Annotated in this window: 24 protein-coding genes; 21 read left to right on the forward strand and 3 right to left on the reverse strand. The window is 63.2% G+C overall.

Going from position 1 to position 22,875, the window contains the following annotated elements:
• The first annotated feature begins 127 nt into the window (after positions 1-127).
• The 6 genes from ACWPVA_RS12160 (at position 128) to ACWPVA_RS12185 (ending at position 4,574) form a co-directional block, all read left to right on the forward strand.
• Positions 128-1,429, forward strand: a complete 1,302-nt coding sequence (locus ACWPVA_RS12160; protein ID WP_454287940.1) for a PQQ-dependent sugar dehydrogenase — start codon at positions 128-130, stop codon at positions 1,427-1,429.
• A 173-nt stretch (positions 1,430-1,602) separates the two neighbouring features.
• Positions 1,603-2,148, forward strand: coding sequence for an SH3 domain-containing protein (locus ACWPVA_RS12165; protein WP_454287941.1), 546 nt, complete (start codon positions 1,603-1,605; stop codon positions 2,146-2,148).
• Between the two features lie 287 nt (positions 2,149-2,435).
• Positions 2,436-2,645 (forward strand): cold-shock protein, encoded by a 210-nt coding sequence (locus ACWPVA_RS12170; protein ID WP_028736877.1) that lies wholly within the window; start codon positions 2,436-2,438, stop codon positions 2,643-2,645.
• Positions 2,646-2,817: 172 nt separating this feature from the next.
• Positions 2,818-3,093, forward strand: coding sequence for a hypothetical protein (locus tag ACWPVA_RS12175; protein WP_454287942.1), 276 nt, complete (start codon positions 2,818-2,820; stop codon positions 3,091-3,093).
• 142 nt (positions 3,094-3,235) lie between these two features.
• Positions 3,236-4,258: a ribosome small subunit-dependent GTPase A gene (rsgA, locus tag ACWPVA_RS12180; protein ID WP_454287943.1), complete on the forward strand. Its 1,023-nt coding sequence runs from the start codon at positions 3,236-3,238 to the stop codon at positions 4,256-4,258.
• 151 nt (positions 4,259-4,409) lie between these two features.
• The gene (locus ACWPVA_RS12185) at positions 4,410-4,574 is read left to right on the forward strand and encodes a hypothetical protein (RefSeq protein ID WP_454287944.1); all 165 of its coding nucleotides are present in this window, start codon (positions 4,410-4,412) and stop codon (positions 4,572-4,574) included.
• A gap of 197 nt (positions 4,575-4,771) precedes the next feature.
• Here the strand turns inward: ACWPVA_RS12185 and ACWPVA_RS12190 are convergent, their stop codons facing one another.
• Positions 4,772-5,173, reverse strand: a complete 402-nt coding sequence (locus ACWPVA_RS12190; protein WP_454287945.1) for an acyl-CoA thioesterase — start codon at positions 5,171-5,173, stop codon at positions 4,772-4,774.
• A 224-nt stretch (positions 5,174-5,397) separates the two neighbouring features.
• On the opposite strand from ACWPVA_RS12190, the gene ACWPVA_RS12195 reads away from it, so the two are divergent.
• The 13 genes from ACWPVA_RS12195 (at position 5,398) to ACWPVA_RS12255 (ending at position 17,245) form a co-directional block, all read left to right on the forward strand.
• On the forward strand, positions 5,398-6,333 hold the full coding sequence (locus tag ACWPVA_RS12195; RefSeq protein WP_454287946.1) for a histone deacetylase family protein: 936 nt from the start codon (positions 5,398-5,400) through the stop codon (positions 6,331-6,333).
• 2 nt (positions 6,334-6,335) lie between these two features.
• A complete protein-coding gene (locus tag ACWPVA_RS12200; RefSeq protein ID WP_454287947.1) occupies positions 6,336-6,590 on the forward strand; it encodes an exodeoxyribonuclease VII small subunit in 255 nt (84 codons plus the stop codon).
• A gap of 152 nt (positions 6,591-6,742) precedes the next feature.
• Positions 6,743-7,699 carry a TAXI family TRAP transporter solute-binding subunit gene (locus ACWPVA_RS12205; protein WP_454287948.1) on the forward strand — a complete coding sequence of 319 codons (957 nt, stop codon included), beginning with the start codon at positions 6,743-6,745 and terminating at the stop codon, positions 7,697-7,699.
• Positions 7,700-7,797: 98 nt separating this feature from the next.
• Positions 7,798-9,924 carry a TRAP transporter permease gene (locus tag ACWPVA_RS12210; protein WP_454287949.1) on the forward strand — a complete coding sequence of 709 codons (2,127 nt, stop codon included), beginning with the start codon at positions 7,798-7,800 and terminating at the stop codon, positions 9,922-9,924.
• A complete protein-coding gene (locus tag ACWPVA_RS12215; protein ID WP_454287950.1) occupies positions 9,921-10,310 on the forward strand; it encodes a DUF1850 domain-containing protein in 390 nt (129 codons plus the stop codon). The genes ACWPVA_RS12210 and ACWPVA_RS12215 overlap by 4 nt, the downstream gene beginning before the upstream one ends.
• Before the next feature lie 93 nt (positions 10,311-10,403).
• Complete coding sequence (locus tag ACWPVA_RS12220) at positions 10,404-11,330, forward strand: pirin family protein (RefSeq protein WP_454287951.1); 927 nt, start codon at positions 10,404-10,406, stop codon at positions 11,328-11,330.
• 115 nt (positions 11,331-11,445) lie between these two features.
• Positions 11,446-13,365 carry a 1-deoxy-D-xylulose-5-phosphate synthase gene (gene dxs, locus ACWPVA_RS12225; protein WP_454287952.1) on the forward strand — a complete coding sequence of 640 codons (1,920 nt, stop codon included), beginning with the start codon at positions 11,446-11,448 and terminating at the stop codon, positions 13,363-13,365.
• Positions 13,366-13,401: 36 nt separating this feature from the next.
• Positions 13,402-13,659: a hypothetical protein gene (locus ACWPVA_RS12230; RefSeq protein ID WP_454287953.1), complete on the forward strand. Its 258-nt coding sequence runs from the start codon at positions 13,402-13,404 to the stop codon at positions 13,657-13,659.
• Positions 13,660-13,918: 259 nt separating this feature from the next.
• Positions 13,919-15,082: an MFS transporter gene (locus tag ACWPVA_RS12235; protein ID WP_454287954.1), complete on the forward strand. Its 1,164-nt coding sequence runs from the start codon at positions 13,919-13,921 to the stop codon at positions 15,080-15,082.
• Positions 15,083-15,131: 49 nt separating this feature from the next.
• Positions 15,132-15,470 carry a YkgJ family cysteine cluster protein gene (locus ACWPVA_RS12240; protein ID WP_454287955.1) on the forward strand — a complete coding sequence of 113 codons (339 nt, stop codon included), beginning with the start codon at positions 15,132-15,134 and terminating at the stop codon, positions 15,468-15,470.
• Between the two features lie 144 nt (positions 15,471-15,614).
• A complete protein-coding gene (locus ACWPVA_RS12245) occupies positions 15,615-16,217 on the forward strand; it encodes a superoxide dismutase (protein ID WP_454287956.1) in 603 nt (200 codons plus the stop codon).
• Positions 16,218-16,365: 148 nt separating this feature from the next.
• Complete coding sequence (locus ACWPVA_RS12250) at positions 16,366-16,689, forward strand: hypothetical protein (RefSeq protein WP_454287957.1); 324 nt, start codon at positions 16,366-16,368, stop codon at positions 16,687-16,689.
• A 220-nt stretch (positions 16,690-16,909) separates the two neighbouring features.
• Positions 16,910-17,245: a hypothetical protein gene (locus ACWPVA_RS12255; protein ID WP_454287958.1), complete on the forward strand. Its 336-nt coding sequence runs from the start codon at positions 16,910-16,912 to the stop codon at positions 17,243-17,245.
• 84 nt (positions 17,246-17,329) lie between these two features.
• Here the strand turns inward: ACWPVA_RS12255 and ACWPVA_RS12260 are convergent, their stop codons facing one another.
• A complete protein-coding gene (locus ACWPVA_RS12260) occupies positions 17,330-19,312 on the reverse strand; it encodes a methyl-accepting chemotaxis protein (RefSeq protein WP_454287959.1) in 1,983 nt (660 codons plus the stop codon).
• Between the two features lie 201 nt (positions 19,313-19,513).
• Positions 19,514-20,512 (reverse strand): DUF4424 domain-containing protein, encoded by a 999-nt coding sequence (locus ACWPVA_RS12265; RefSeq protein ID WP_454287960.1) that lies wholly within the window; start codon positions 20,510-20,512, stop codon positions 19,514-19,516.
• A 312-nt stretch (positions 20,513-20,824) separates the two neighbouring features.
• Here ACWPVA_RS12265 and ACWPVA_RS12270 point away from each other — a divergent pair, with 312 nt between their 5' ends.
• A complete protein-coding gene (locus tag ACWPVA_RS12270) occupies positions 20,825-21,589 on the forward strand; it encodes a TlyA family RNA methyltransferase (RefSeq protein WP_454287961.1) in 765 nt (254 codons plus the stop codon).
• Positions 21,586-22,839 carry a class I SAM-dependent RNA methyltransferase gene (locus tag ACWPVA_RS12275; protein ID WP_454287962.1) on the forward strand — a complete coding sequence of 418 codons (1,254 nt, stop codon included), beginning with the start codon at positions 21,586-21,588 and terminating at the stop codon, positions 22,837-22,839. Before ACWPVA_RS12270 ends, ACWPVA_RS12275 begins: the two co-directional genes overlap by 4 nt.
• The last annotated feature ends 36 nt before the right edge of the window (positions 22,840-22,875 follow it).

Raw genomic sequence — 22,875 nt, forward strand, 5'->3', positions numbered from 1 at the left:
CCAGCTGCTGCGGCTGCTCGACCGCCATCCGAAGCTGATCGACGATCTGCGCTGATTTTGCCGATCGTCAGTTCCAAGCGCTTCGGGCTTCGGCTATGGTTCCGGCGAAACTCTGAAGGAGACTGACATGACGGCCCTTTTCGCTCGCCTTGTCGCCATGATCGGCGCGGCGATGATCCTGATGCGGCGCTGGGGCAAGAGCCCGGAGAAGCCGGCCCTCGGCGGCGCGCCGATCATTCCTGAAGCAAAGCCGCAGCGCATCCCGACGCTCAAGATGCCGACCGCCAAGGGCTGGGAGGATGGCCATGCGCCGACCGCCGCCCCCGGCCTCAAGGTCAACGCCTTTGCCAAGGGCCTCAAGCATCCGCGCTGGATTTATGTGCTGCCGAACGGCGACGTGCTGACGGCCGAGGCGCTGGGGGTCGATGGCGGGCGGATCAGGACGCCGTTCGACTATGCCATGTATTCGACGATGAAGCGGGCGGCGGCCGTCGGCGACAGCCCGAACCGTATCACGCTGCTACGCGATGCCGACGGCGACGGGGTGGCCGAGGTGCGCCACACCTTCATGGAGGGGCTCAACCACCCCTTCGGCATGGCCATGCTCGACGGCACCTTTTATGTCGGCAATACCGACGGCATCATGGCCTTTCCCTATGCCGAGGGCGCGACGAAGATCCAGGCGCAGGGCCGCAAGATCGCCGACTACAAGCCGGCCGGCCACTGGACGCGCAGCATCCTGCCAAGCCGCGACGGCAAAAAGCTCTATGTCGGGGTCGGCTCGCTCAGCAATATCGGCGAAGACGTCATGGACCAGGAGGAAGGCCGCGCCTGCATCTATGAGGTAAACCTCGAGACCGGCGATAACCGCATCTTCGCGAGCGGCCTGCGCAATCCCGTCGGCCTTGCCTTCGAGCCCACGACGGGCGACCTCTTCACCGTGGTCAACGAGCGCGACGGGCTCGGCGACGAGACGCCGCCAGACTATCTCACCTCGGTCAAGGACGGCGGCTTCTACGGTTGGCCGTTCTGCTACTGGGGCCAGACGGTCGACGACCGCGTGCCGCAGGATCCGGCCAAGGTCGCGAGTGCGATCCGTCCCGACTATGCGCTCGGCGGCCACACGGCCTCGCTCGGCCTTTGTTGGCTGCCCGCAGGAACTTTGCCGGGCTTCCCCGATGGCATGGTGATCGGCCAGCACGGCTCGTGGAACCGCTCGAACCTCGCCGGTTACAAGGTTATCTTCGTGCCGTTCGAGGACGGCCGGCCCTCCGGCCCGCCGCGTGACATCCTCACCGATTTCCTGGCACCGGACGAGAAATATTCCTATGGCCGCCCGGTGGGTGTCACCATCGGCCCGGACGGCTCGCTGCTGGTTGCCGACGATGTCGGCGACGTCATCTGGCGCGTGACCGGGGCCGGGGCCTGAGGCCTGAGGCCTGGCCGAGGAATTTCCGACCTCGCCGCGCAAGGCGGCGGGGTCTTTGCCGAACGGCGAACAGAACCCCAAAATGGCCCGTGCTTCTGCGACGCGCTCCGATAGCATGCGCTTCAATCGCGGCAAGGCAGGATGCCCGCCGCATCGAGCGACCTGGGGCCTTCATGCGACAGATACAGACTTTTCTCTTCGCGCTCTCCACCCTGCTCCTCGCCTGCGGAATTTCCACTCCGTCCCGTGCGCAAGGATATGACGAGGCCTGCATGCGGGCAGTCGAGACGCTTTGCGGCAAGTCCACCGTGATGCGCTGTTTTGCCGAAGAGGCCCAATGGGGCAAGGTCCCGGAGCGCTGCCATGGCGACGTGCAGAGCATGTTCGAGGCGGAGAACAATTCCGCCGCCGCGGAAAGTGCAACTCCCGCCGGCGGCCGGGCGATCACCCCGATCAAGGATCTCTCGGCGCTCTCGTATGGCGGCATCCTGCGCGCCGGCCCGAGCATGGACTCGAAGAAGAAGGCGAGCATCCGGCTTGGCCAGCCGATCGAACTGATCGAGGCGACCGGCATCTGGACCGACGACTACCAGTGGTTCAAGGTCAAGACCGCATCTGGTATAGGCTATCATTGGGGCGGGATCTTCTGCACCATGGGCGGTGTCAAGCCGGAAGGTGTGTTGTTTGATTGCGACGAGAACCCGCCGGGGAGTTTCTGAGCTACCCAGTGACATGGGGCGGTGTGGCAGGCTCTGTTTGGCTCGGCTGGATCCTTGGATTGCACCGCCCGAGGAAGACAACCAAAATACGAGAATGACGGTCTCTATAAACTAAAAGTTGACAAACCGAATGCGCCCGTCTATATGAAGGTCATCGAGATTTGCTGAGCTTTGGTTACCGCGCGTCTAGCACCGCGCCCTGAACGAACCTTCCTTTCAAAAATCGTTATCATCATCCGCAGCGCTTCAGCGCTGTGGTCAATCAATATGCTAAGAAAGGGTTCATCATGACCACTGGCACAGTTAAATGGTTCAATTCCACCAAGGGCTTCGGCTTCATTCAGCCTGACGACGGCGGCCAGGACGCCTTCGTTCACATCTCGGCCGTCGAACGCGCTGGCATGCGCGAAATCGTCGAAGGCCAGAAGATCGGCTACGACATGGAGCGCGACAGCAAGTCGGGCAAGATGTCTGCCTGCAACCTGCAGGCCGTATAATCGGTAACGGCTTTCCTTTGACCACGGATGTACTGGCACTGTCGAAAGCCAAGTTACCAAGCGAGGTCAGGCAAATTGCCTGGCCTTTTTTTATGCCTGCTGACCGTCTGACTGCGATCCGGGCCATCCTGATTGACGGCGTGGTCAAGCCACAGAACGATCGGAGTGCGCAATGACAGCAGCAGAGAAGGAGCTCCAGGCGACCACCACCGCCTGGCAGATCGCCATCCAGGAAATCCTGCGGATCGTCGTGCGGGACATTTACAGGACGGGCAGCGAGGCCGAGTTCCAGGCGCATATCAAGCGCATTGAAGAGGCTGCCGTCGACAGCATCTATACCGGCTTGATGCTTCGGGGTACAAACGAATGGACGGAGGTTCTGGTGAAGGAAAAAGCCAGCAACTTCGTGACCAGTCTGTTGACCTCGTTTACCTTTGACCGCGCTTAGCTTTGGCAGGCATTGCCAAGGCAGTTCCAAGAACGGCAATATGCGTGACGATCGCGGCAGAATGGCCACGCGACAGACCGCATCTTCTCCATTCGACGGAAAGCTGACCGATGACAAAACGCACCAGTCTGCGGATCAAACCTTGAGCGGGTCCGAAACGTCCGCATCGCTGGAACGGCTCGGCTGGTCGGATTTCTTTGCCGCTCAGGTAGGTATCGACGAAGCACGGCTTGCACCCCGACGCATCGCCTCGGTCCACCGGGCCCGGCTCGAGGCGATCGACGCCACAGGGCCAGTGCCGCTCGAGCTTGCGGCCAATGCCAATACCGCCGACTACGCAGTTGGCGACTGGGTTCTGGCCGATCCGCAGACCGACATGCTGCTACGCCGCCTCGATCGCAAGACCCTGCTACAAAGGCACACCGAAGCCAGGAACGGCCGGCAGCTCGCAGCCGCTAACGTCGATACGCTTTTCATCACGACGTCCTGCAACGCCGACTTCAATCAGGCACGGCTGGAACGCTACCTGATCATGGCCCACCAGGCCGGAACCACCCCGGTGATCGTGCTGACCAAGGCGGATACCGCCGCCGACGCCGAGGACTATCATCGCCAAGCCATGGCCCTGCAGCGCGACTTGCCGGTGGTCATCCTGAACGCGCGCTCGGCGGACGCGATCGACATCCTGAAGCCGTGGTGCGGCGCCGGGCAAACCGTGGCGCTGGTCGGATCCTCCGGGGTCGGAAAATCGACACTGGTCAACACCCTGGCCGGATCCGGAAGTGAAACGGCGCAGAAGACCGGCACGATCCGCGAACATGACGCCCAGGGTCGACACACGACGACGGCGCGCTCGCTGCACGCCATTGCCGGTGGCGGCTGGGTCATCGATACGCCGGGGATCCGGACGCTGTATGTGAGCGACGTGACCGACGGCATCGACACGCTGTTCGGTGATATTTCCGCTCTGGCGGAGCAATGTCGGTTTCGCGACTGCACCCATGTCCATGAACCGGGCTGTGCCGTGCAGGCGGCAATCGCTTCAGGTCAGCTCGACGCCGACCGGCTGGTACGGTGGCGCAATCTTATCGAGGAAAGCCGCAGCAGAACGCCGGTGCAAACCGGGCCGCGCGGCAACAAGGTGGTCCGCCGCAACAAGTACTGAAGCCACCCTTGTCAAATCGGATGCCGGCCGAACAAGCCGCGCCGGCGCATACGAAAGCGCAAGAACACTTGCGCTGCTCTCTTCCTCTCACCCTTCCATCCTATCCAATGGTTTCGGTATCCCGCTGAGGCCAGCACAACAGGAGACGATCATGTCTGACAATAAAACCAGCAATTCGGCAGCGGATCAGCCTTACGAGCCTATTCCTTTTGCCAAGAAGCACCGCATTTCTGTCGAGGATGCCAAGGCCATCATCGACAGGCACGGCGCAGACCGCAAGTCGGCCGACAAAGAAGGACGGCGCGTGAGCCTTTGACCCAAGCCCCAGTGACCGCGGCAGCCTGGCTGTCCGCGGCTGCGGGTTTGAGCAGATAGCGCGTTGTCACGCGGGGAATAGCGGTCAGAGATCGCCGCCAACTCTTGCGCGCTCCTGCGACCGGCAACATACCGGCAAAGGACATCGAGGTCATCGCCCCCGCAACGCGCAGGGCTCCCCTGCCCCGATGCTGCACCTTACTTCAAATAGCCATAGAGCCAGTCGCGGATATCCTCCGGCAATCGAACGGGATCGGCTGTTTGCGGATCGCTGGCGACCCAAATGATCTCGACCTCGGCGCAAAGTGTCTTGTCCCTATCGATCGACACGTTGAATCCGATCGACTTCCCGCCGATCTTGTCGATCTGCACCGTCAGACGCGACTTGTCGTCCAGCCTGAGCGGCTCGTGGAGGCGCAGCTCGATTTTGGTCGCGTGGAAGTGCGGCTCGTCTTCGAGCGGCGGGCGATAGCGCCAGAAATGGTAGAGCGCGGTTTCGGCATAGGCGAGATAGGCGGCATTGTGCAGCCGGCCCGCCATGTCGATATCGCGATAGGGCACGCGGATCTCGGTCACCTCGACGCGTTCTGTGTCGTCCATGGGCGTGTCCCTCGGTTGGCCTTTGTGCCGATTATTCAAGGACATTTCCGGCCAGACCACAAGATGCGGACAAAGATGGATCGGACAATGGCCAGCAAATGGCCAAGGCCGGACCTCAACACCCGAAGCTGTCCACAGGCGCAGGCGCCCAAGATTTCGGCCCATAGGTAGAACATGACGACGGCGCGCACTATGTTGGCCGGGACCTTCGAGGAACATGAGCGATGACCACACGCCTCTACGAGAACGCCGTCTTTCTGGAGCACGAAACGCCAACTGGCCATCCAGAGCGAGCCGACCGCCTGCGCTCGCTCAACATTGCACTGGAGCACCCCAATTTCGCCCGCCTTGAGCGCGTCGAGGCGAAGATCGCCAATGAGGACGCCGTTCTGCTTGCCCATCCGGAAGAGCATCTGTTTGCCGTCATGCGGCAGATCCCCGAGGAGGAGGGCGAGATCAACCAGATCGAGGCCGATACCTATGCCTCGCCGAAGAGCCTGCAGGCGGCGCTGACGGCGATCGGCGGAGCGATGGCGGCCGTCGATGCGGTGATGAGCGGCGAGATCTCCAACGCCTTCGTCGCCGGGCGCCCGCCAGGGCACCATGCGGAGGCATCCAAGGCCATGGGCTTCTGCCTGTTCAACACGGTCGCGATCGCGGCGCGCCATGCGCAAAGAAAATTCGGCGCCGAACGCGTGGCGATCGTCGACTGGGATGTGCATCACGGCAATGGCACGCAGGACATCTTCTGGAACGATCCGTCCGTGCTGTTCTGCTCGACGCACCAGATGCCGCTCTATCCCGGCACCGGCGCCAAGGACGAGACGGGCTTGAAGAACAATGTGGTCAACGCCCCCTTGTCGGCCAATGTCGGCTCTGAGCATTTCCGCGAGGCATTCAAGAGCCGGGTGCTGCCGGCGCTCCAGGATTTCTCCCCCGACCTCATCCTGATCTCGGCCGGCTTCGATGCCCATCACCGCGATCCGCTGGCGCAGATCAACCTCGTCGGCGAGGATTTCGACTGGGCGACGGGCCGGCTGATGGAAGTGGCCGACCGTTTTGCCCACAACCGGGTCGTCAGCCTTCTCGAAGGCGGTTATGATCTCGAGGGCTTGGCCGAATCGGCCGGCCTGCATATCCTGCGACTGATGAAGGGTTGAGTATGACCGAGAGTGCCGTTTCCGCCGAGATTTCCAGCTATTCCTTCGAGAAGGCAGTGGCCGAACTCGAAAGCATCGTGGCCCGGCTGGAGCGCGGCGACGTGGCGCTCGACGAGTCGATTGCCATCTACGAGCGCGGCGAGCTGTTGAAGAAACACTGCGAGACGCTGCTCAACGCCGCCGAAAGCCGCATCGAAAAGATCCGCCTCGACCGGGCCGGAAAGCCGGCTGGCACCGAGCCCCTCGACCCGCAATAGGCGCGCTACAGCACAGGCCAAACGCAAAAACAGGCCAACGCTCACAACGCATGCTTATCGTTGTCCCGGCAAAAAAGCATGCTCACGATTGACGGGCGCATGCTGCCTCCCCCATGATGCCCCCATTAACAGACTGGTTTGGGAGGACCTTCATGAAGACCACGAAATTCGCAACCGTTCTTGCCGGCGCGCTCGCGCTTTCGACTGCGCTTGGCGCGGTGCCGGTCAAGGCAGCCGAATTCATCAACGTGCTCACCGGCGGCACATCGGGCGTTTATTATCCGCTCGGCGCCGCGCTGTCGAATATCTACGGCACAAAGATCGAGGGTGCCCGCACCCAGGTGCAGGCGACCAAGGCTTCGGTCGAGAACCTCAACCTCCTGCAGCAGGGCAAGGGCGAAATCGGCTTTGCGCTCGGCGACAGCGTCAAGCTCGCCTGGGAAGGCGATGCCGATGCCGGCTTCAAGGCGCCGCTCGACAAGCTGCGCGGTATTGCCGCCATCTATCCGAACTATATCCAGATCGTCGCCGCCAAGGAGGCTGGCATTGCGAGCCTCGCCGACATGAAGGGCAAGAGCCTCTCGGTCGGCGCCGCCAAGTCCGGCACCGAGCTGAATGCCCGGGCGATCTTCGCCGCCGCCGGCATGAGCTATGAGGACCTGGCCAAGACCGAATATCTGCCCTTTGCCGAATCGGTCGAACTGATGAAGAACCGCCAGCTCAACGCGACCCTGCAATCGGCCGGCCTTGGCGTTTCGTCGATCAAGGACCTCGCGACCTCCGTCGAGATCCAGGTGGTGGCCGTGCCGGAAGAGGTCGTGACCAAGCTCGGCGCGCCCTATATCGCCGCGACCATTCCCGCCGGGACCTACAAGGGCCAAGACGCGGATGTGCCGACGGTGGCTGTGGTCAACTTCCTCATCACGCATTCGGACGTCTCGGACGAAACCGCCTACCAGATGACCAAGCAGCTTTTCGAAAATCTGCCGGAGATGGAAGCCGCTCACAATGCCGCCTCGCAGATCAAGCTGGAGAATGCCCTGACCGGCATGCCGGTGCCGCTGCATCCGGGCGCCGAGCGCTACTACAAGGAAAAGGGCTTGCTCTGATGCCTGCTGCGGCCCGGCCTCGTCCGGGCCGCATTCATTCCCGACCACCCACTCCACAGGACATGCCCGGTCGTTAGCGCCGGTTACAGGAGCGTTTCATGCTGCATGACACGGTCAAGCACGACATGCCGGCCGACAGCCGCGAACTCGGTCTGCACGATCCCCTCGCCGAGAGTTTTCCGCCTGGTCGCGAGGGGCGCTTCCTGTTCTATCTGGCGATCGCTTTCTCGCTCTTTCAGGTCGCCACGGCCGCCCATGTCATCGACTTTCCAAGCCAGGTCGTGCGCGCCATCCATGTCGGATTCGTCACCGCCCTGATCTTTCCGCTGCTGGCGCTGGCGCGCGGTTACGGTCCGGTTGGCAAGGGGACTGCCTGGGGGCTCGCGCTGCTTGGCGTCGCAGTCGCCGGCTATCAGTGGATCGAATACGAAGACCTGCTGGTGCGGGCCGGCGATCCGGTGCCGCTGGACCTGGTGATGGGCGTGATCGCGCTTTTTACCGTCTTCGCCGCCGCCTGGTTCGCCATGGGGGCGACCCTGCCGATCATTTCCGGCCTGTTCCTCGCCTATTGCCTGTTCGGCGAATACCTGCCCGCCCCGTTCGACCACCGCGGCTACGACTTCGGCCAGGTGATCGAGCACATGGCCTATGGCACGGAAGGCATCTACGGCATCCCGATCTATGTCTCCTCGACCTATATCTTCCTCTTCATCCTGTTCGGCGCCTTCCTCGAAAAGGCTGGCATGATCCGGCTCTTCACCGACATTTCGCTCGGCCTCGTCGGCCACAAGAAGGGCGGCGCGGCCAAGGTCTCGATCATTTCGTCCGGACTGATGGGCACGATTTCCGGATCGGGCGTCGCCAATGTCGTCACGACTGGGCAATTCACCATTCCGCTGATGAAGCGCTTCGGCTATCGGGCCGCCTTCGCCGGCGGCGTCGAGGCGACCTCTTCGATGGGTGGACAGATCATGCCGCCGGTCATGGGTGCGGTCGCCTTCATCATGGCCGAGACGCTCGGTGTGGAGTATCACGAGGTCGTCAGGGCCGCGATCATTCCCGCCCTGCTCTATTTCGGCTCGGCCTTCTGGATGGTGCATCTCGAAGCCGGCAAGCACTCCCTGCATGGCCTGCCGAAAGACGAACTGCCTTCGGCGCTGAAGGCGCTGACCAGTCAGTGGTACCTGATCTTGCCGCTTGCAGCACTGGTCTGGCTACTGTTTTCCGGATACACGCCGCTCTTTGCCGGCACGGTAGGGCTTGCCTTCACTCTCCTTCTCATCCTCGGCAGCTCTATCGCTCTGGGCCTGCCGTCGATGGTTGTGCGGGTCATGTTCTGGATCGGCCTCGGGCTGCTCGCGGCCTCCTTCTTCAAGTACGGCATGGGTGTCGTTCTTGTCGGCGTCGCCGTGCTGATCGCCTGGAACGCTCTTTCCAAGGGCGGACGCGAGACGCTTGTCATCTGCCGCGATTCGCTGGCCGACGGCGCCAAGACCGCGCTTCCCGTCGCCATCGCCTGCGCGGTGGTCGGCGTGATCGTTGGCACGATGACGCTGACGGGGGCGGCCAACACCTTCGGCCAGTTCATCGTCTCGGTCGGCGGACACAGCCTCTTCCTGTCGCTCGTCCTGACCATGATCACCTGCATCGTGCTCGGCATGGGCATTCCGACGATCCCGAACTACATCATCACCTCGTCGATTGCCGGTCCGGCCCTGCTCGAACTCGGCGTGCCGCTGATCGTCAGCCATATGTTCGTCTTCTATTTCGGCATCCTCGCCGACTTGACGCCACCGGTGGCGCTCGCCTGCTTTGCCGCAGCACCGATCGCCAAGGAAAGCGGGCTGAAAATCTCGATCGAGGCGATCAAGGTCGCGGCAGCCGGTTTCGTCATCCCGTTCATGGCGGTCTACACGCCGGCCCTGATGCTGCAGGACGGCGGCGCGCTTGCGCAATCCATCGGCTTTCCGGCGGCGGTCGCCTATATCGTCCTCAAGACGGCCATCTCGATCGGCCTTTGGGGCGCGGCGGTGATCGGCTTCCTCGGCGTCAGGCTTGGAGTGCTGGAGCGGGCGCTGGGCGTGATTGCCGCCTTCACCCTGATTGCCGCCCTGCCGTTGACCGACGAGATCGGCTTTGGCCTTGCCGTGCTGTTCGCCATCGTCGTCTGGCGGCGCGTGGCAGCGGCAAAGAAGGCCGCGCCCACCGCCGACGTGGCGGCATGAGCACGGGCGTCTGCATCATCGCAGGCGCCAAGGCGATGAGCTTCGCCATCTCGCTGTTCTCGCTCACCTGGACCCATTCGGTGCAGAAGACAGAGTGGCAGGAGGAATGGGCGTTGACGCCGGCCGGTCTCCAACTGACGGTAGCGCGGGTCAAGGGCTCCGGCGCCGGCATGGAGCCCGGCGACGGTGCGGTGCTGAAGAATGGCTGGTGGGAATGGCAACCGAAAAATCCACCGGTCAGCGAACTGCGTCTCGCGGCCTCCGGTGCGACCGGCGGCGGCTGGAAGCTTTGCCATGATGAAGGGTGCGTGGAATTGGGCGCAGAGGCCGGCGATGGCGTGGTGATCGCCCAGTGCAGCGATCGCCATAGCCGTCTGCAACAGTGAGAGATGAGAACACACTGTTGCGGAACGCGCGGCTAGGATGAGCCCGGCGATGTGCTAGGGTTTACTGCTCATCCCCCAAAGAGGAGCCCACCCATGTCGTTCTTTCCCGGCACAGACCCCCTGCCCGGCGATGCCTTCGCCAGCGACGCGATCGAACAGTTGATTATCCCGCGCACCAGCGACATCGGCGGCTTTGCGGTCAGGCGCGCCCTGCCAACGGTGCGGCGGCGACTGGTCGGGCCGTTCATCTTCTTCGACCGCATGGGTCCGGCGCTGCTGCGGGCGGGCGAGGTGCTTGACGTAAAGCCGCATCCGCATATCGGCCTTTCCACCGTCACCTACCTGTTCGACGGCGAGATCAAGCATCGCGACAGCCTCGGGACCGAACTGGTGATCGAGCCCGGCGACATCAACCTGATGACGGCGGGACGCGGCATCGTGCATTCCGAACGCACGCCGGAAAAGCTGCGCGGACGCCCGCATTCCGTCTCCGGACTTCAGACCTGGCTGGCGCTGCCGGACCAGATGGAGGAGATCGATCCGGCCTTTGCCCATACGGGCAAGAACCTCATGCCGATGTTCGATATGGATGGCGCGAGCGGCCGGGTGGTGATCGGCTCGACGGCGGGTCTCTCCTCTCCGGTCAAGGTCTTCTCCGACACGCTCTATGTCGACCTCAAGCTCCAACCGGGTGGCCGTTTCCAATTCGAGGCCGACCAGGAAGAACGGGCGGCCTACCTGCTTTCGGGAGAACTGGAGATCGCCGGCGACCGCTTTGCGTCCGACCAGCTGCTCGTCTTCCGCCCCGGCGACGCGCTGACGCTGATCGGCGGCCCTGAAGGCGCGCATGTCATGCTATTCGGCGGTGCGGCCATGGCCTCCAAGCGGCACATCTGGTGGAATTTCGTTTCATCCTCGAAGGAGAGGATCGAACAGGCCAAGGAAGAGTGGAGAACCGGCCGCTTCGACATTGTGCCGGGAGACGAGGACGAGTTTGTGCCTTTGCCACCAGGCATTTGAGTTCTATATAGGAGGCTGGCTTTCCGCACTGCACGCGAGCTTTTGCCTGAGCGGTAAATCCTCTATAAGGCGAGCGACACGCCGATAAGACGACAACGACAAGAGGCACGAGCCCGTGACATCCCAGCCCCAGACACCCTTGCTGGACAAGGTCCGCTATCCCGCAGACCTGCGCGAGTTCGAAGACCGCGATCTGCCGCAGCTTGCCCGCGAAGTCCGCGACGAGATGATCGATGCCGTGTCGAAGACCGGCGGGCACCTGGGCGCGGGGCTCGGCGTCGTCGAACTGACCATTGCCATCCACAAGGTGTTCGACACGCCGAACGACCGACTGATCTTCGACGTCGGGCACCAGTGTTATCCGCACAAGATCCTCACCGGCCGGCGCGACCGCATCCGCACACTTCGCCAGGAAGGCGGGCTTTCCGGCTTCACCAAGCGCACCGAAAGCCTCTACGACCCCTTTGGCGCAGCGCATTCCTCGACCTCGATCTCCGCCGGCCTCGGCATGGCGGTCGCCGCCGATCTTTCCGGCACGGACCGCAAGGTGATCGCCGTGATCGGCGACGGCGCAATGTCGGCCGGCATGGCCTATGAGGCACTCAACAATGCCGGCGCGCTCGACGCCCGGCTGATCGTCATCCTCAACGACAACGACATGTCGATCGCGCCGCCGACCGGCGCGATGAGCGCCTATCTGGCGCGGCTTGCCTCGGGTCGCACCTATATGGGCTTTCGCGATCTCGGCAAGAAACTGACGGCCTATCTCGGCAAGACCGTCGACCGGGCGATTACCCGCGCGGTGGAACATGCCCGCGGCTATGTAACCGGCGGCACCATGTTCGAGGAAATGGGCTTCTACCATATCGGCCCGATCGATGGCCACTCGTTCGAGCACCTGCTGCCCGTCCTGCGCAATGTGCGCGACAACGGACAGGGCCCCGTGCTGATCCATGTGGTGACACAGAAGGGCAAGGGCTATGCTCCGGCCGAGGCTGCCGCCGACAAATATCACGGCGTCAACAAGTTCGACGTCATCACAGGCACGCAGGCCAAGGCCAAGCCGAATGCGCCGAGCTATACCGCCGTCTTCGGCGAGGCGCTGGTACAGGAAGCGATGCTCGACGAGAAGATCGTCGGCATCACCGCCGCCATGCCGTCGGGCACCGGGCTCGACAAGCTTGCCGAGATCTTCCCCAAACGCACCTTCGATGTCGGCATTGCCGAACAGCATGCGGTGACCTTTGCTGCGGGCCTTGCGGCCGAAGGCTTCAAGCCGTTCTGCGCGCTCTATTCCACCTTCCTGCAGCGCGGCTATGACCAGGTGGTGCACGACGTGGCGATCCAGGGCCTGCCCGTTCGCTTCCCAATCGACCGCGCCGGCTTCGTCGGCGCCGATGGCCCGACCCATGCCGGCTCGTTCGACACCGGCTTCCTCGCCTCGCTTCCCGGCTTCGTTGTCATGGCGGCGGCCGACGAGGCGGAGCTGAAGCATATGGTGCGCACGGCCGCGGCCTATGACGCCGGCCCGATCTCGTTCCGCTATCCGCGCGGCGAAGGTGTCGGCGTACAGCTGCCGGAACGCGGCGAGATCCTCGAGATCGGCAAGGGCCGGGTGATGAAGCAGGGCACCAAGGTGGCGCTGCTCTCCTTCGGCACGCGGCTGGCCGACTGCTTGCTGGCAGCCGAAGACCTCGACGCAGCCGGGCTTTCGACCACCGTTGTCGACGCGCGCTTTGCCAAGCCGCTCGATCATGACCTCATCCGCCAGCTCGCCCGCCACCACGCCGTGCTGGTGACCGTCGAGGAAGGCGCCGTCGGCGGCTTCGGCAGCCAGGTCGTGCAATTGCTGGCGAGTGAAGGGCTTCTCGACAACGGGCTGAAGTTCCGCTCGCTCGTTCTGCCGGATCTGTGGATGGACCAGGCCAAGCCGGAAGTCATGTATGCCAAGGCAGGCCTCGACGCCGCCGGCATCACCCAGACCGTGTTCCGCGCGCTCGGCCAGCCCGGCGTCGGGGTGAATGCAGCGGGATAGGACGACCGAATTTTACGCAAAGAGGACAGGGACGGTATGACGCGCCGACCGGTTACAGCGATGGCCTGCCTCTTCGCCTTCGCCCTCCTTTGCATGGCGCGACCGCTGTGGGCCGACGACTCAACCGAACCCATGCAGAGCATGCAGGCCTTCCTGCGCGATACGCCCGATTGCGTGGAATTCACCGACCAATGCAGCTTCTGCCGCATCACTGACGGCAAGGCGATGTGCACGACCCCTTCGACGGCCTGTATCAAGAGGGACTATGTCTGTACGCGGAAACGCGGAGAGTGACCACGACACTTCGATGGTCTCCCTCTTCGCCCCCGCGGGAAGAAGTGCCGAGCGGATGCGAGGTGATCAGTGGGCCGAGTGCGCAACCCTGCGTGAGCTTCGCTCCCCTCATCCGGCCCCACCTGGTCACCTTCTCCCCGGTGGTTAGAAGAGTATCATCATCCCTTGGCGCATCGCTCCACGCTGGACTTCCTCCCTGCCCCCGGATAGACCGGAGCACAAGCCCGGCCAAGGGCGTTTGAGCCTTCAAGGGAGCCGCATGCTGCCGCACGCAATCGCCGAGGATTTCGCGCCCGACTGGGCCGCCATCGCGATCGTCATTCTCGGCGTCACCGCATTCTCCGTCGGTCAGGGGCTCACCTATCCATTGATCGCGCTGGTCATGGAGGGCCGCGGCGTTTCCTCCAGTCTGTCCGGCCTCAATGCGGCCGTCTTCGCCGCCGGTCTGGCGACCTCGACGCTGATGATTGGCAAGCTGACAATGCTTCTGCGTGGCGACAGGCTGATCGTCGCGGGCCTTGCAGGCGCCTCTCTGTCGCTTGCCGCCTTTGCCGCTTTTAACGATCTCTGGCTGTGGTTTGTCGCGCGCTACGCGCTCGGCTTTTCGACCAGCATCATCTTCACCATGAGCGAAGCCTGGCTCAACGCCGCCTGTCCCGACCGGCTGCGGGGCCGTATCTCCGGTGCCTATGGCGCCGGCATGTGCGCCGGTTTCGCAGCCGGGCCGCTCGCCATTCCCCTGGTCGGCACCGAAGATGGTTTCGCCTTTGCGCTGATCGCCGTCTATGTCGCCTTCGTCGCCTTTGTCTCCGTCATGCTCGGCCGGTTCGCCCGCACCCGGCCCGAGGCGGCCTCTGCCCGCGGCCTGATCGATTTTGCCCGCGCCGCGCCGCTCCTGCTGCTGATGGTGCTCGCCTTTGGCTATTCGGACATTGCGGCCATCTCGACCATCCCGCTCTATTTCGTCGCACGCGGCTATTCGGAGAATTTCGCCGCACTGGTGGTCAGCATGGTGGCCTTGCCGACGGCCTTTGCCCAGCCGCTGGTCGGCTGGCTGCTCGACCGCGTCCCGCGGTCGCTGGTCGCGGTTGCGTCTGCCGCGCTCTGCGGCGCAAGCTTCCTGGCCCTTCCTTTGCTCAGCGGAGAGGTTCCGCTGCTGCTGGCCATTTCTCTTCTCGGTGCGACAAGCTTCTCGCTCTATACCTGTGCTCTCACTCTGCTCGGCGACCGGTTCCGTGGCGGGCTTCTGGTGTCCGGAGCCGCCGCCTATTCGCTGATCTACGCGATTGGCAGCGCAGCGGGCTCCAGTTCGACCGGGTTGATCATGGACTGGTCGCTCGACGGTGCGCCGATCCTCACTGGGACGCTGATGCTGGTCTTCGCGGTGATCTTCGCCATCGGCCTCAGGGAGGCGCGCCGCTGAGAACAGATCGGACTGGATTTTGCCCGTCCGATCTGCTTTGACCGGATTCATGCTCGAAACCTCGCCGCCCGACATCTTCGACTGCCAGACCTGCGGTGCCTGCTGCGCCTATTCGGCGGAGTGGCCGCGTTTCTCGCTGGAAACCGACGAGGAGATCGCCCGGATCCCCGACAAGTTCATCGCCGCCGACCTTTCGGGCATGAAGTTCGAGGCCGGACGCTGCGCGGCGCTGACCGGCGAGGTCGGCAAGCATGTCGGCTGTGCCGTCTATGCCGACCGTCCGCAGGTGTGCCGGACCTGCATGCCGGGCGACGAGGAATGCAGGATGGCGCGCGCCGAATTCGGCTTCAGCGCCGAGGCGCTGCCCGATCCGGACCGCTTTTTCTGAGGTCGCCGATCATGTCCACCGCAGGAAATAAATCTTGCCTCGCGGGGAACGATTTTGATCTTTGGCAGGTTGCCTCGATAGGGTTCCGCTCCTATGTTCCCGCTCATCGATTTTCGCATTCAGTTGCCACAAGGAGATTTTACCATGGCTTTCGAATTGCCCGAACTCCCCTACGCCTACGACTCGCTCGCGCCGTTCATGTCGGCCGAGACGCTTGAGTATCACCACGACAAGCACCACAAGGCCTATGTCGACAACGGCAACAAGCTGGCTGCCGAAGCCGGCCTGGGTGATCTTTCGGTCGAGGAAGTGGTCAAGAAGTCGTTCGGCACCAACCAGGGCCTCTTCAACAACGCCGCCCAGCACTACAACCACATCCATTTCTGGAAGTGGATGAAGAAGGACGGCGGCGGCACCAAGCTGCCGGGCAAGCTGGAATCGGCGATCGCATCCGATCTCGGCGGCTATGACAAGTTCAAGGCCGACTTCATCGCTGCCGGCACCACCCAGTTCGGCTCCGGCTGGGCCTGGCTTTCGGTCAAGGACGGCAAGCTCGCCATCTCGAAGACCCCGAACGGCGAAAACCCGCTGGTTCACGGCGCCTCACCGATCCTCGGCGTCGACGTGTGGGAACACTCCTACTACATCGACTACCGCAACGCCCGTCCGAAGTATCTCGAAGCCTTCGTCGACAGCCTGATCAACTGGGACTACGTCCTGGAAATGTACGAAGCCGCAGCGAAGTAAGCTTCGACCGAATTTGTATGCAAAGAACCCGGTGCCGAGAGGCGCCGGGTTTTCTTTTGCCATGAAGTCGCTTGCTAGGACGGCTGTTGAGTGAAACAGTCGGGATTGTCGAACGGTTGGGATTTCACCAGACCAGAAGGAGCCTTCCATGGCCGATAGTACTCTGCAGGCACAACTCCGCGAGCTTCAGGCACAGGTGACCGCGCTGACGGAAAGCCTGGCGCAACAGGGCGACGTAGCGGCCGGACGGCTTCGTCAACGCGCAACCGCCGCGATGCGCGATGCGTCACGCACCGCCGAGGACGTCGTTGACTACGCCAGGTCCGAGGCGGAAAGCGTCGCCGGCGCAGTGCGAGAGCACCCCGCGGCGACCTCGACCGCGCTTCTGACCGCCGGCCTGATCGGTGGCCTTGTCGGTTACCTCATCGGCGCGTCGCAGGCCCCACATCATCAGCACCGCCGCTGGTATTGACATCATAGAAAGCGGCGCCCTTTGGCGCGCACTGCGCCGGGGCCCCAGGGTTTCCGAAACCCTGATCCGGTGGGCAATGGCGCCGACGGAATTTCCGCGGTCGAACAGGTGCCGGTTTTCCCGCCTGAGGGGACAGTACGCGTTCGTTCGACGTTACGGAACCTTCGTGCCCGCACCGCGTTTCCCTGGGAACAATGCCCTCAACAGGAAAGGATTCCCCATGGCCAGCAACGATAGCGACATGATGAAGGAACTGCGCAGTCTCCAGGCACAGGTCATGCACTTCAAGGACCTGCTCTCGGAAGAAGGCGAAAAGGTCGCAGGCGAGGCTCGCGGCCGGGCTGCCACCCTTTTGAACGGTGCCGGGCGTAAGGTCCAGGATGCCGCAAGCTATGCCAAGGACGAGGCCGTCAGTATCGGTTCCGTCGCGCGCGAACACCCGACGGCAACCTCCACCGCGCTTCTTACCGCCGGCGTGGTTGGCGGCCTGATCGGCTATTTTCTCGCGACCTCGTCGCAGACGTCGCTGTCCTATTCGCCGCGCCGCTGGCTTTAATCCCCAGTCGTCAGGTCCAAGCAAAACACCCGGCCTCTTGCAAGAGCCGGGTGTTTTTTAGTGTCTTACTGGCCAAGTGGACGGTCAGAATTCCGACCATTCCTGCTTGGCGGCAGTATTGCCACCGCCAAACGCCTGAGTGATGCGGCCGGCAAGCGCGCGCGCCGGAGAGGCGGCGGGCTTGGCGTTGCGATCGGCCGCTACGGGTGCCTGTGTCCGCACCGGAGCGGGTGGCGCCTGACGCACTGGCGCGGAGGCCTGAGTTTGCGACTGGGCGTGAGCCTGGCCGAGCTGGAACTGGGCCAAAAGTGCGTTCAGCGATGCGGCCTCGGTCGCCAGCGAGTGGCTGGCGGCAGTCTGCTGTTCCACCATGGCGGCGTTCTGCTGGGTGCCCTGGTCCATGGTGTTGACGGCGGTGTTGATCTCTTGAAGACCGGTCGACTGCTCTCGGCTAGCGGTCACGATCGCTGCGACATGCGTGCTGATTTCCTCGACCGCCGCGACGATCTTCTCCAGCTCGGTTCCGGTTTCTCCGACCAGTGCCACGCCGTTGCCGACCTGCGTTGAGGAGGTCGAGATCAACTGCTTGATCTCCTTGGCCGCATTGGCGGAGCGCTGGGCGAGCTCACGCACTTCCTGGGCGACCACGGCAAAGCCCTTGCCGGCTTCGCCCGCACGCGCTGCCTCGACTCCGGCGTTGAGCGCCAGCAGATTGGTCTGGAAAGCGATATCCTCGATCACGCCGATGATATTGCCGATCTCGCCGGACGACTTTTCGATCGCGGTCATGGCGGTGACGGCGTTGCGCACGACCTGGCCGGATCGCTCGGCGCCGGTGCGGGTGCTGGCGACCAGCTGGCCGACATCCTCGGCGCGGCGCGCGGTGTCCTTGACGGTGGTCGTTACTTCCTCGAGCGCGGCTGCCGTCTCCTCGACGGAAGCGGCCTGCTGTTCGGTGCGCCGGGCAAGATCGTCGGCCGAGGCGCGGATTTCGGAGGCGCCGGCGTTGATCGCCGCGGCATTGGCGCCGACCGAACGAAGGGCTCCCTGCAGCTTTTCGAGCGAGGCGTTGAAGTTCAGCCTGAGCGCGTCCAGCCGGTCGGCGAAGGTTGCGTCGATACGGTGGGCGACATTGCCATCAGCGAGCGCGGACAGGCCGGTCGCCAGTTGGTTGACGGCAAAGGCGATTTCCTCGGCTTCGCGGGCCTTGTCGGCCTCGGCGCGGCGGCGCTCCTGCTCTGCGCTGGCGCGCATGGCTTCGGTCTCGCCCGCAAGCCGCAGTTTCTCGATGGCGGCCTCCTTGAACACGACGACCGCCCTGGCCATCTTGCCCACTTCGTCCTCGCGGTCGAGGGCGGGCACATCCACCTCATGATCACCGTCGGCCAGCCGCGACATCGCGCCGGTCATGCCGACGATCGGCGTTACGATCGAACGCGACAGAAGCCAGATAAGGGCCACGGCAACGACGCCGGCAATCGAGCCGCCGATCAGCAGGGCCAGCTCAAGCGTCTGGTGGGCATTGGCCAGCGCTGCACGGTTCGCGGCCGACATCACGGCAAGCTGTTCCTTGATCTTGGTCGCTTCCTCTCGGAACGCGTCGAGCTGGCCCCTGGAGGCGTTGCGGCCAATCTCGATGATCTCGGCGATCGGCGCCTCGGTGTCCTTGCGTGCGGCAAGCTGCGGTTCGGTCAGTTGGCTGTGGAAGACGTCGGCGGCGGCCTTCATCGCGTCGAGCGAGGCGATGATCGCAGCATCGCCAGCGGCGGCCTTCTTGGCCTCCTCGATGAAGCCGAGCATCTTTTCGCGCTGGGCGAAGACGTCGCTATAGGTGCTCTCACTGCGGAACAGCAGGAAGCCGCGCTGGTTCACAGCCTGTTCGAGCATGGATTCCAGGGCGCGGTCGGAGAAATAGAGGATCTTTTCCGAGCGTTGCTGCTCGACCGACGCGATCTTCGCGCGATAGGCCTCGACGAAAACAACCGCCGTCGCGAGAAAGCAGCTCGCCATGATGCCGAGGAAAGTGAGGATCAGCTTCTTGTTCAGGGATAGGTTCTTGAGGGACATATGCGATGGACTCTCTCGCGGACGCTCGTCCTGAAGGACTCGTGAGCATGCGGACACGCTGGGACTGACGCATGATTGCGTCCTGCCGCAGCGCTGCCCATCATGGTGCGCCCTTGGTCGCGGAGTTCGTACAATCGTATCGAACCTAGACCTCGAACCTTATTTTTTGGTTATGAGACCCGAGCAGATTCCGCTGTCCGATCACTGGCTCGGAACCACCAGGAGGATGTGGAGGTCCTTCTCCGGATAGAAATCGGTGGCAGTCATCTCGAAGGTGGTCGGCCCGACCTTGCGGACGTTCTCACCGCAAAAACTGACGAAATTCTTCGTATCGCCCTTGTCGACGGTCAGCTTGAACTTGCCGATCGGCCCGCCCCAGTTGGCGCCGGTCGTCAGGATGTAGGACATCCACTTCTCGTAGAAATAGATCCCGGCATCGTAGTTCTGCTGCTTTTCCAGCTTGATCGCGGTCTTGAGGAAAGCGTCGTCGATGCAATAGCGCTCGCGGTATTCATCCAGCTCCGGCGTCGGCGCGCCGTCGCGCACGAAGGTCATGGCGACGGTCCCGCCGACGCTCGGCTTGTAGCTGTGATGAACATTCACCTCCCGGCCGGCGGGAAAGGTCGTGCGCCACCAATAGACGGTTTCCAGCTTCCACAGGGGATAATAGTCCGGGGCCGTCTGCTGTTCCGGATCGTAAGCGGTGTTGAGGATGAGGCCACGGACCTCCCAGTCCTTCTGCACGTTCTCCGGCAGCTTGGCGATGGCCGCTCTGGTCGCTTCGCTGAATGGCAGAAGCGAGACGCCGCGGGCGAGGATCTCCTCGGTCATATCGATGCTGTTGACGGTCGCGCGTTGCTGCAGCTCCGGCTTGATCTCCTCGCCATCCTGCTTGACGGTGAAACCCATGAAATTGTCGTGCTCGTAGTCGTTCAGCGCCGCATTGAAATCGAGGAAGCCACCGATCGCCGGCATCGGAAACGCGACCAGGGTTTCAAGATCCGTATTCGCCTGGTTCTTGAAGACATAGTCGACCCTGATCTCCTCTTGGGAGATGAACAGGTCCTCACTCAGCATGTCGACCGAATCCTGCCGCGTGTAGACGAGACCGCCCGCTTCCAACACGGCAGACGTATCGTTGGCCATCGCCGGCATGATCATAGTCAGGGCGGCAAGCACCGTCAGCATCGCTTTGTTCATTGAGCTTTTCCCGAAGTATCGACCGGCCGCACCGGCCACTGTACCAGTTAGGCGGCAAAGACAAAGCAAGTCAATCGACCGAAACGGCCGGATCTGGGCAGGCCATCGTGCAAGTGCGTCGAGCCACGTTTCAGATACGCAGACTTGAAATCGGCGTGGCACCCTGGTGTCCGACTGACACTCGCTGGGCTGACGATATTTTTTCAGTCAAACGATACTCGAATCGCCTCAGCCCCGCCAGGAACAGCCTTCGGGGGCCTCCTGCCGAACAAAAGGCTTGCACTTGTTCCCCGCGACCGCCATTGACAGGCGATGTCATCACGTCCCGAACCCCAGCGTCTCGACCAGCTCCTGGTCGCCCTCGACCTTTTCGCCAGCCGCTCGCGGGCGCGCGACGCGATCCAGCGCGGCACCGTCAAGGTCGACGGCAAGGTGGTCACCAAGCCGAGCCTCGTCTTTTCCGCCGAACACGAGTTCACCATCGACGATCCGGCGCAGGACTATGTCTCGCGCGCGGCCTTGAAACTGGTGGCGGGGCTCGACCACTTCGGGCTTAACCCCGAAGGCCACGAATGTCTCGACGTCGGCGCCTCGACGGGCGGTTTTACCGAAGTGCTGTTGAAGCGCGGCGCGGCGCATGTGACATCGATCGATGTCGGCCACGGCCAGTTCCATCCGCGGCTTGCCGACGATCCGCGCGTCACCAACATCGAAGGGCTGAACGCCCGCTACCTCGAACCCGAAGACATCGACAACCGGCCGATCGATTTCATCGTCTCCGACGTGTCCTTCATCTCGCTGAAGCTGGCGCTGGCTCCTGCCCTCGACATGGCGGAACCGGGCAGCCACTGCCTGCTGCTGGTCAAACCGCAGTTCGAGGCCGGTCGCGAGGCGATCAGCAAGGCGGGACTGCTGAAGGAGCCTGAAACGGCGCCGGCCGTCGCCGCAGAGCTGGAACGCTGGCTGGTCGAAGAGATGGGCTGGGAAAGCCTTGGGCTCATCCCTTCGCCGATTTCCGGCGGCGACGGAAACGAGGAATTCCTACTCGCCGGGAAGAAGTCCGAGGACAGCGAATGAGCACGGAAACCGTCACCATCGACACGCTCGGCGCCCAGGGCGACGGCATCTTCCATGCCTCGAACGGCCCGGTCTACGTTCCATTCTCACTGCCGGGCGAAACGCTCGCCATCGCGCGGGTGAAGAACCACGGCACGATCATGTCCTATGGTGAGACCTCGCCGGACCGCATCGCGCCCGCCTGCCGGCATTTCGGCCCCGACGGCAAGGGCGGCAGTTGCGGCGGCTGTTCGCTGCAGCACATGGCGAAACCCGCCTACAACGCCTTCAAGCGGTCGCTGGTCGTCGCGGCGCTGAAGTCGAAGGGCATCGACCTGCCCGTTGGCGAACTGATCGAGGCCCATCCCGGCGAGCGCCGGCGCGTGGTGTTCGCCGCGCGGCGCACCGAGAAGGAATTGCTGATCGGCTACAACCAGGCCGAAAGCCACCATATCGTCGCCATCGAGGAATGTCCGATCGCCGCGCCCGGCATTCTGGCCAGCCTCGATGCCCTGAAAAAGATCGGCAACGCGGCCGCGACCACGGCCGAACCATTCCGCATGACGGTGATCGAAACACTTTCCGGCCTCGACGTGGCGATCGACGGCATCAAGACGCTGGCCGATAAGGAACGCCGTGCAATCACGGAGACCGCGCTTTCGATGGGCAGCGTTGCCCGCGTCTCGTTCAATGGCGAGATCGTCATCGAGCAGCGCCGGCCGCTGATCGACATGTCCGGCGTCAACGTCGCACCGCCGCCCGGAGCGTTTGCCCAAGCAACGGTTAACGCGGAAGAGGCCATGGTCCGCCTGACGCTCGCGCATATCGGCAAGGTCAAGCGTGCCGCCGACCTGTTCGCCGGCGTCGGCACGTTTGCGCTGAGACTGGCGCGCATCGCCCAGGTTCACGCGGTCGAGAGCGACGAAAAGGCGATCAAGGCGCTCGACCACGCGGCCCGCAATGCGCAGGGGCTGAAACCTGTCTCCGTCGAGCGGCGTGACCTCTTCCGTCGCCCGCTGATGGTGTCCGAACTGAAGAATTTCGATGCGCTTGTTTTCGACCCGCCGCGGTCCGGCGCCGAGGAGCAATGCAAGGAACTGGCTCGCTCGGCGGTCAAGAAGATCGTTGCAGTGAGCTGCAATCCGCTGACGCTGGCCCGCGACCTGTCGATCCTGCGCAACGGCGGCTATCGCGTCACCTCCGTGACGCCGATCGACCAGTTCCTCTGGACGTCGCATGTCGAAGTGGTGGCAACGCTCGTCAAGGGCTGAGGGGGAATAATCCCCGTGATTGCGACGTGTTCTGTA

The organism is Rhizobium arsenicireducens (assembly GCF_964021225.1).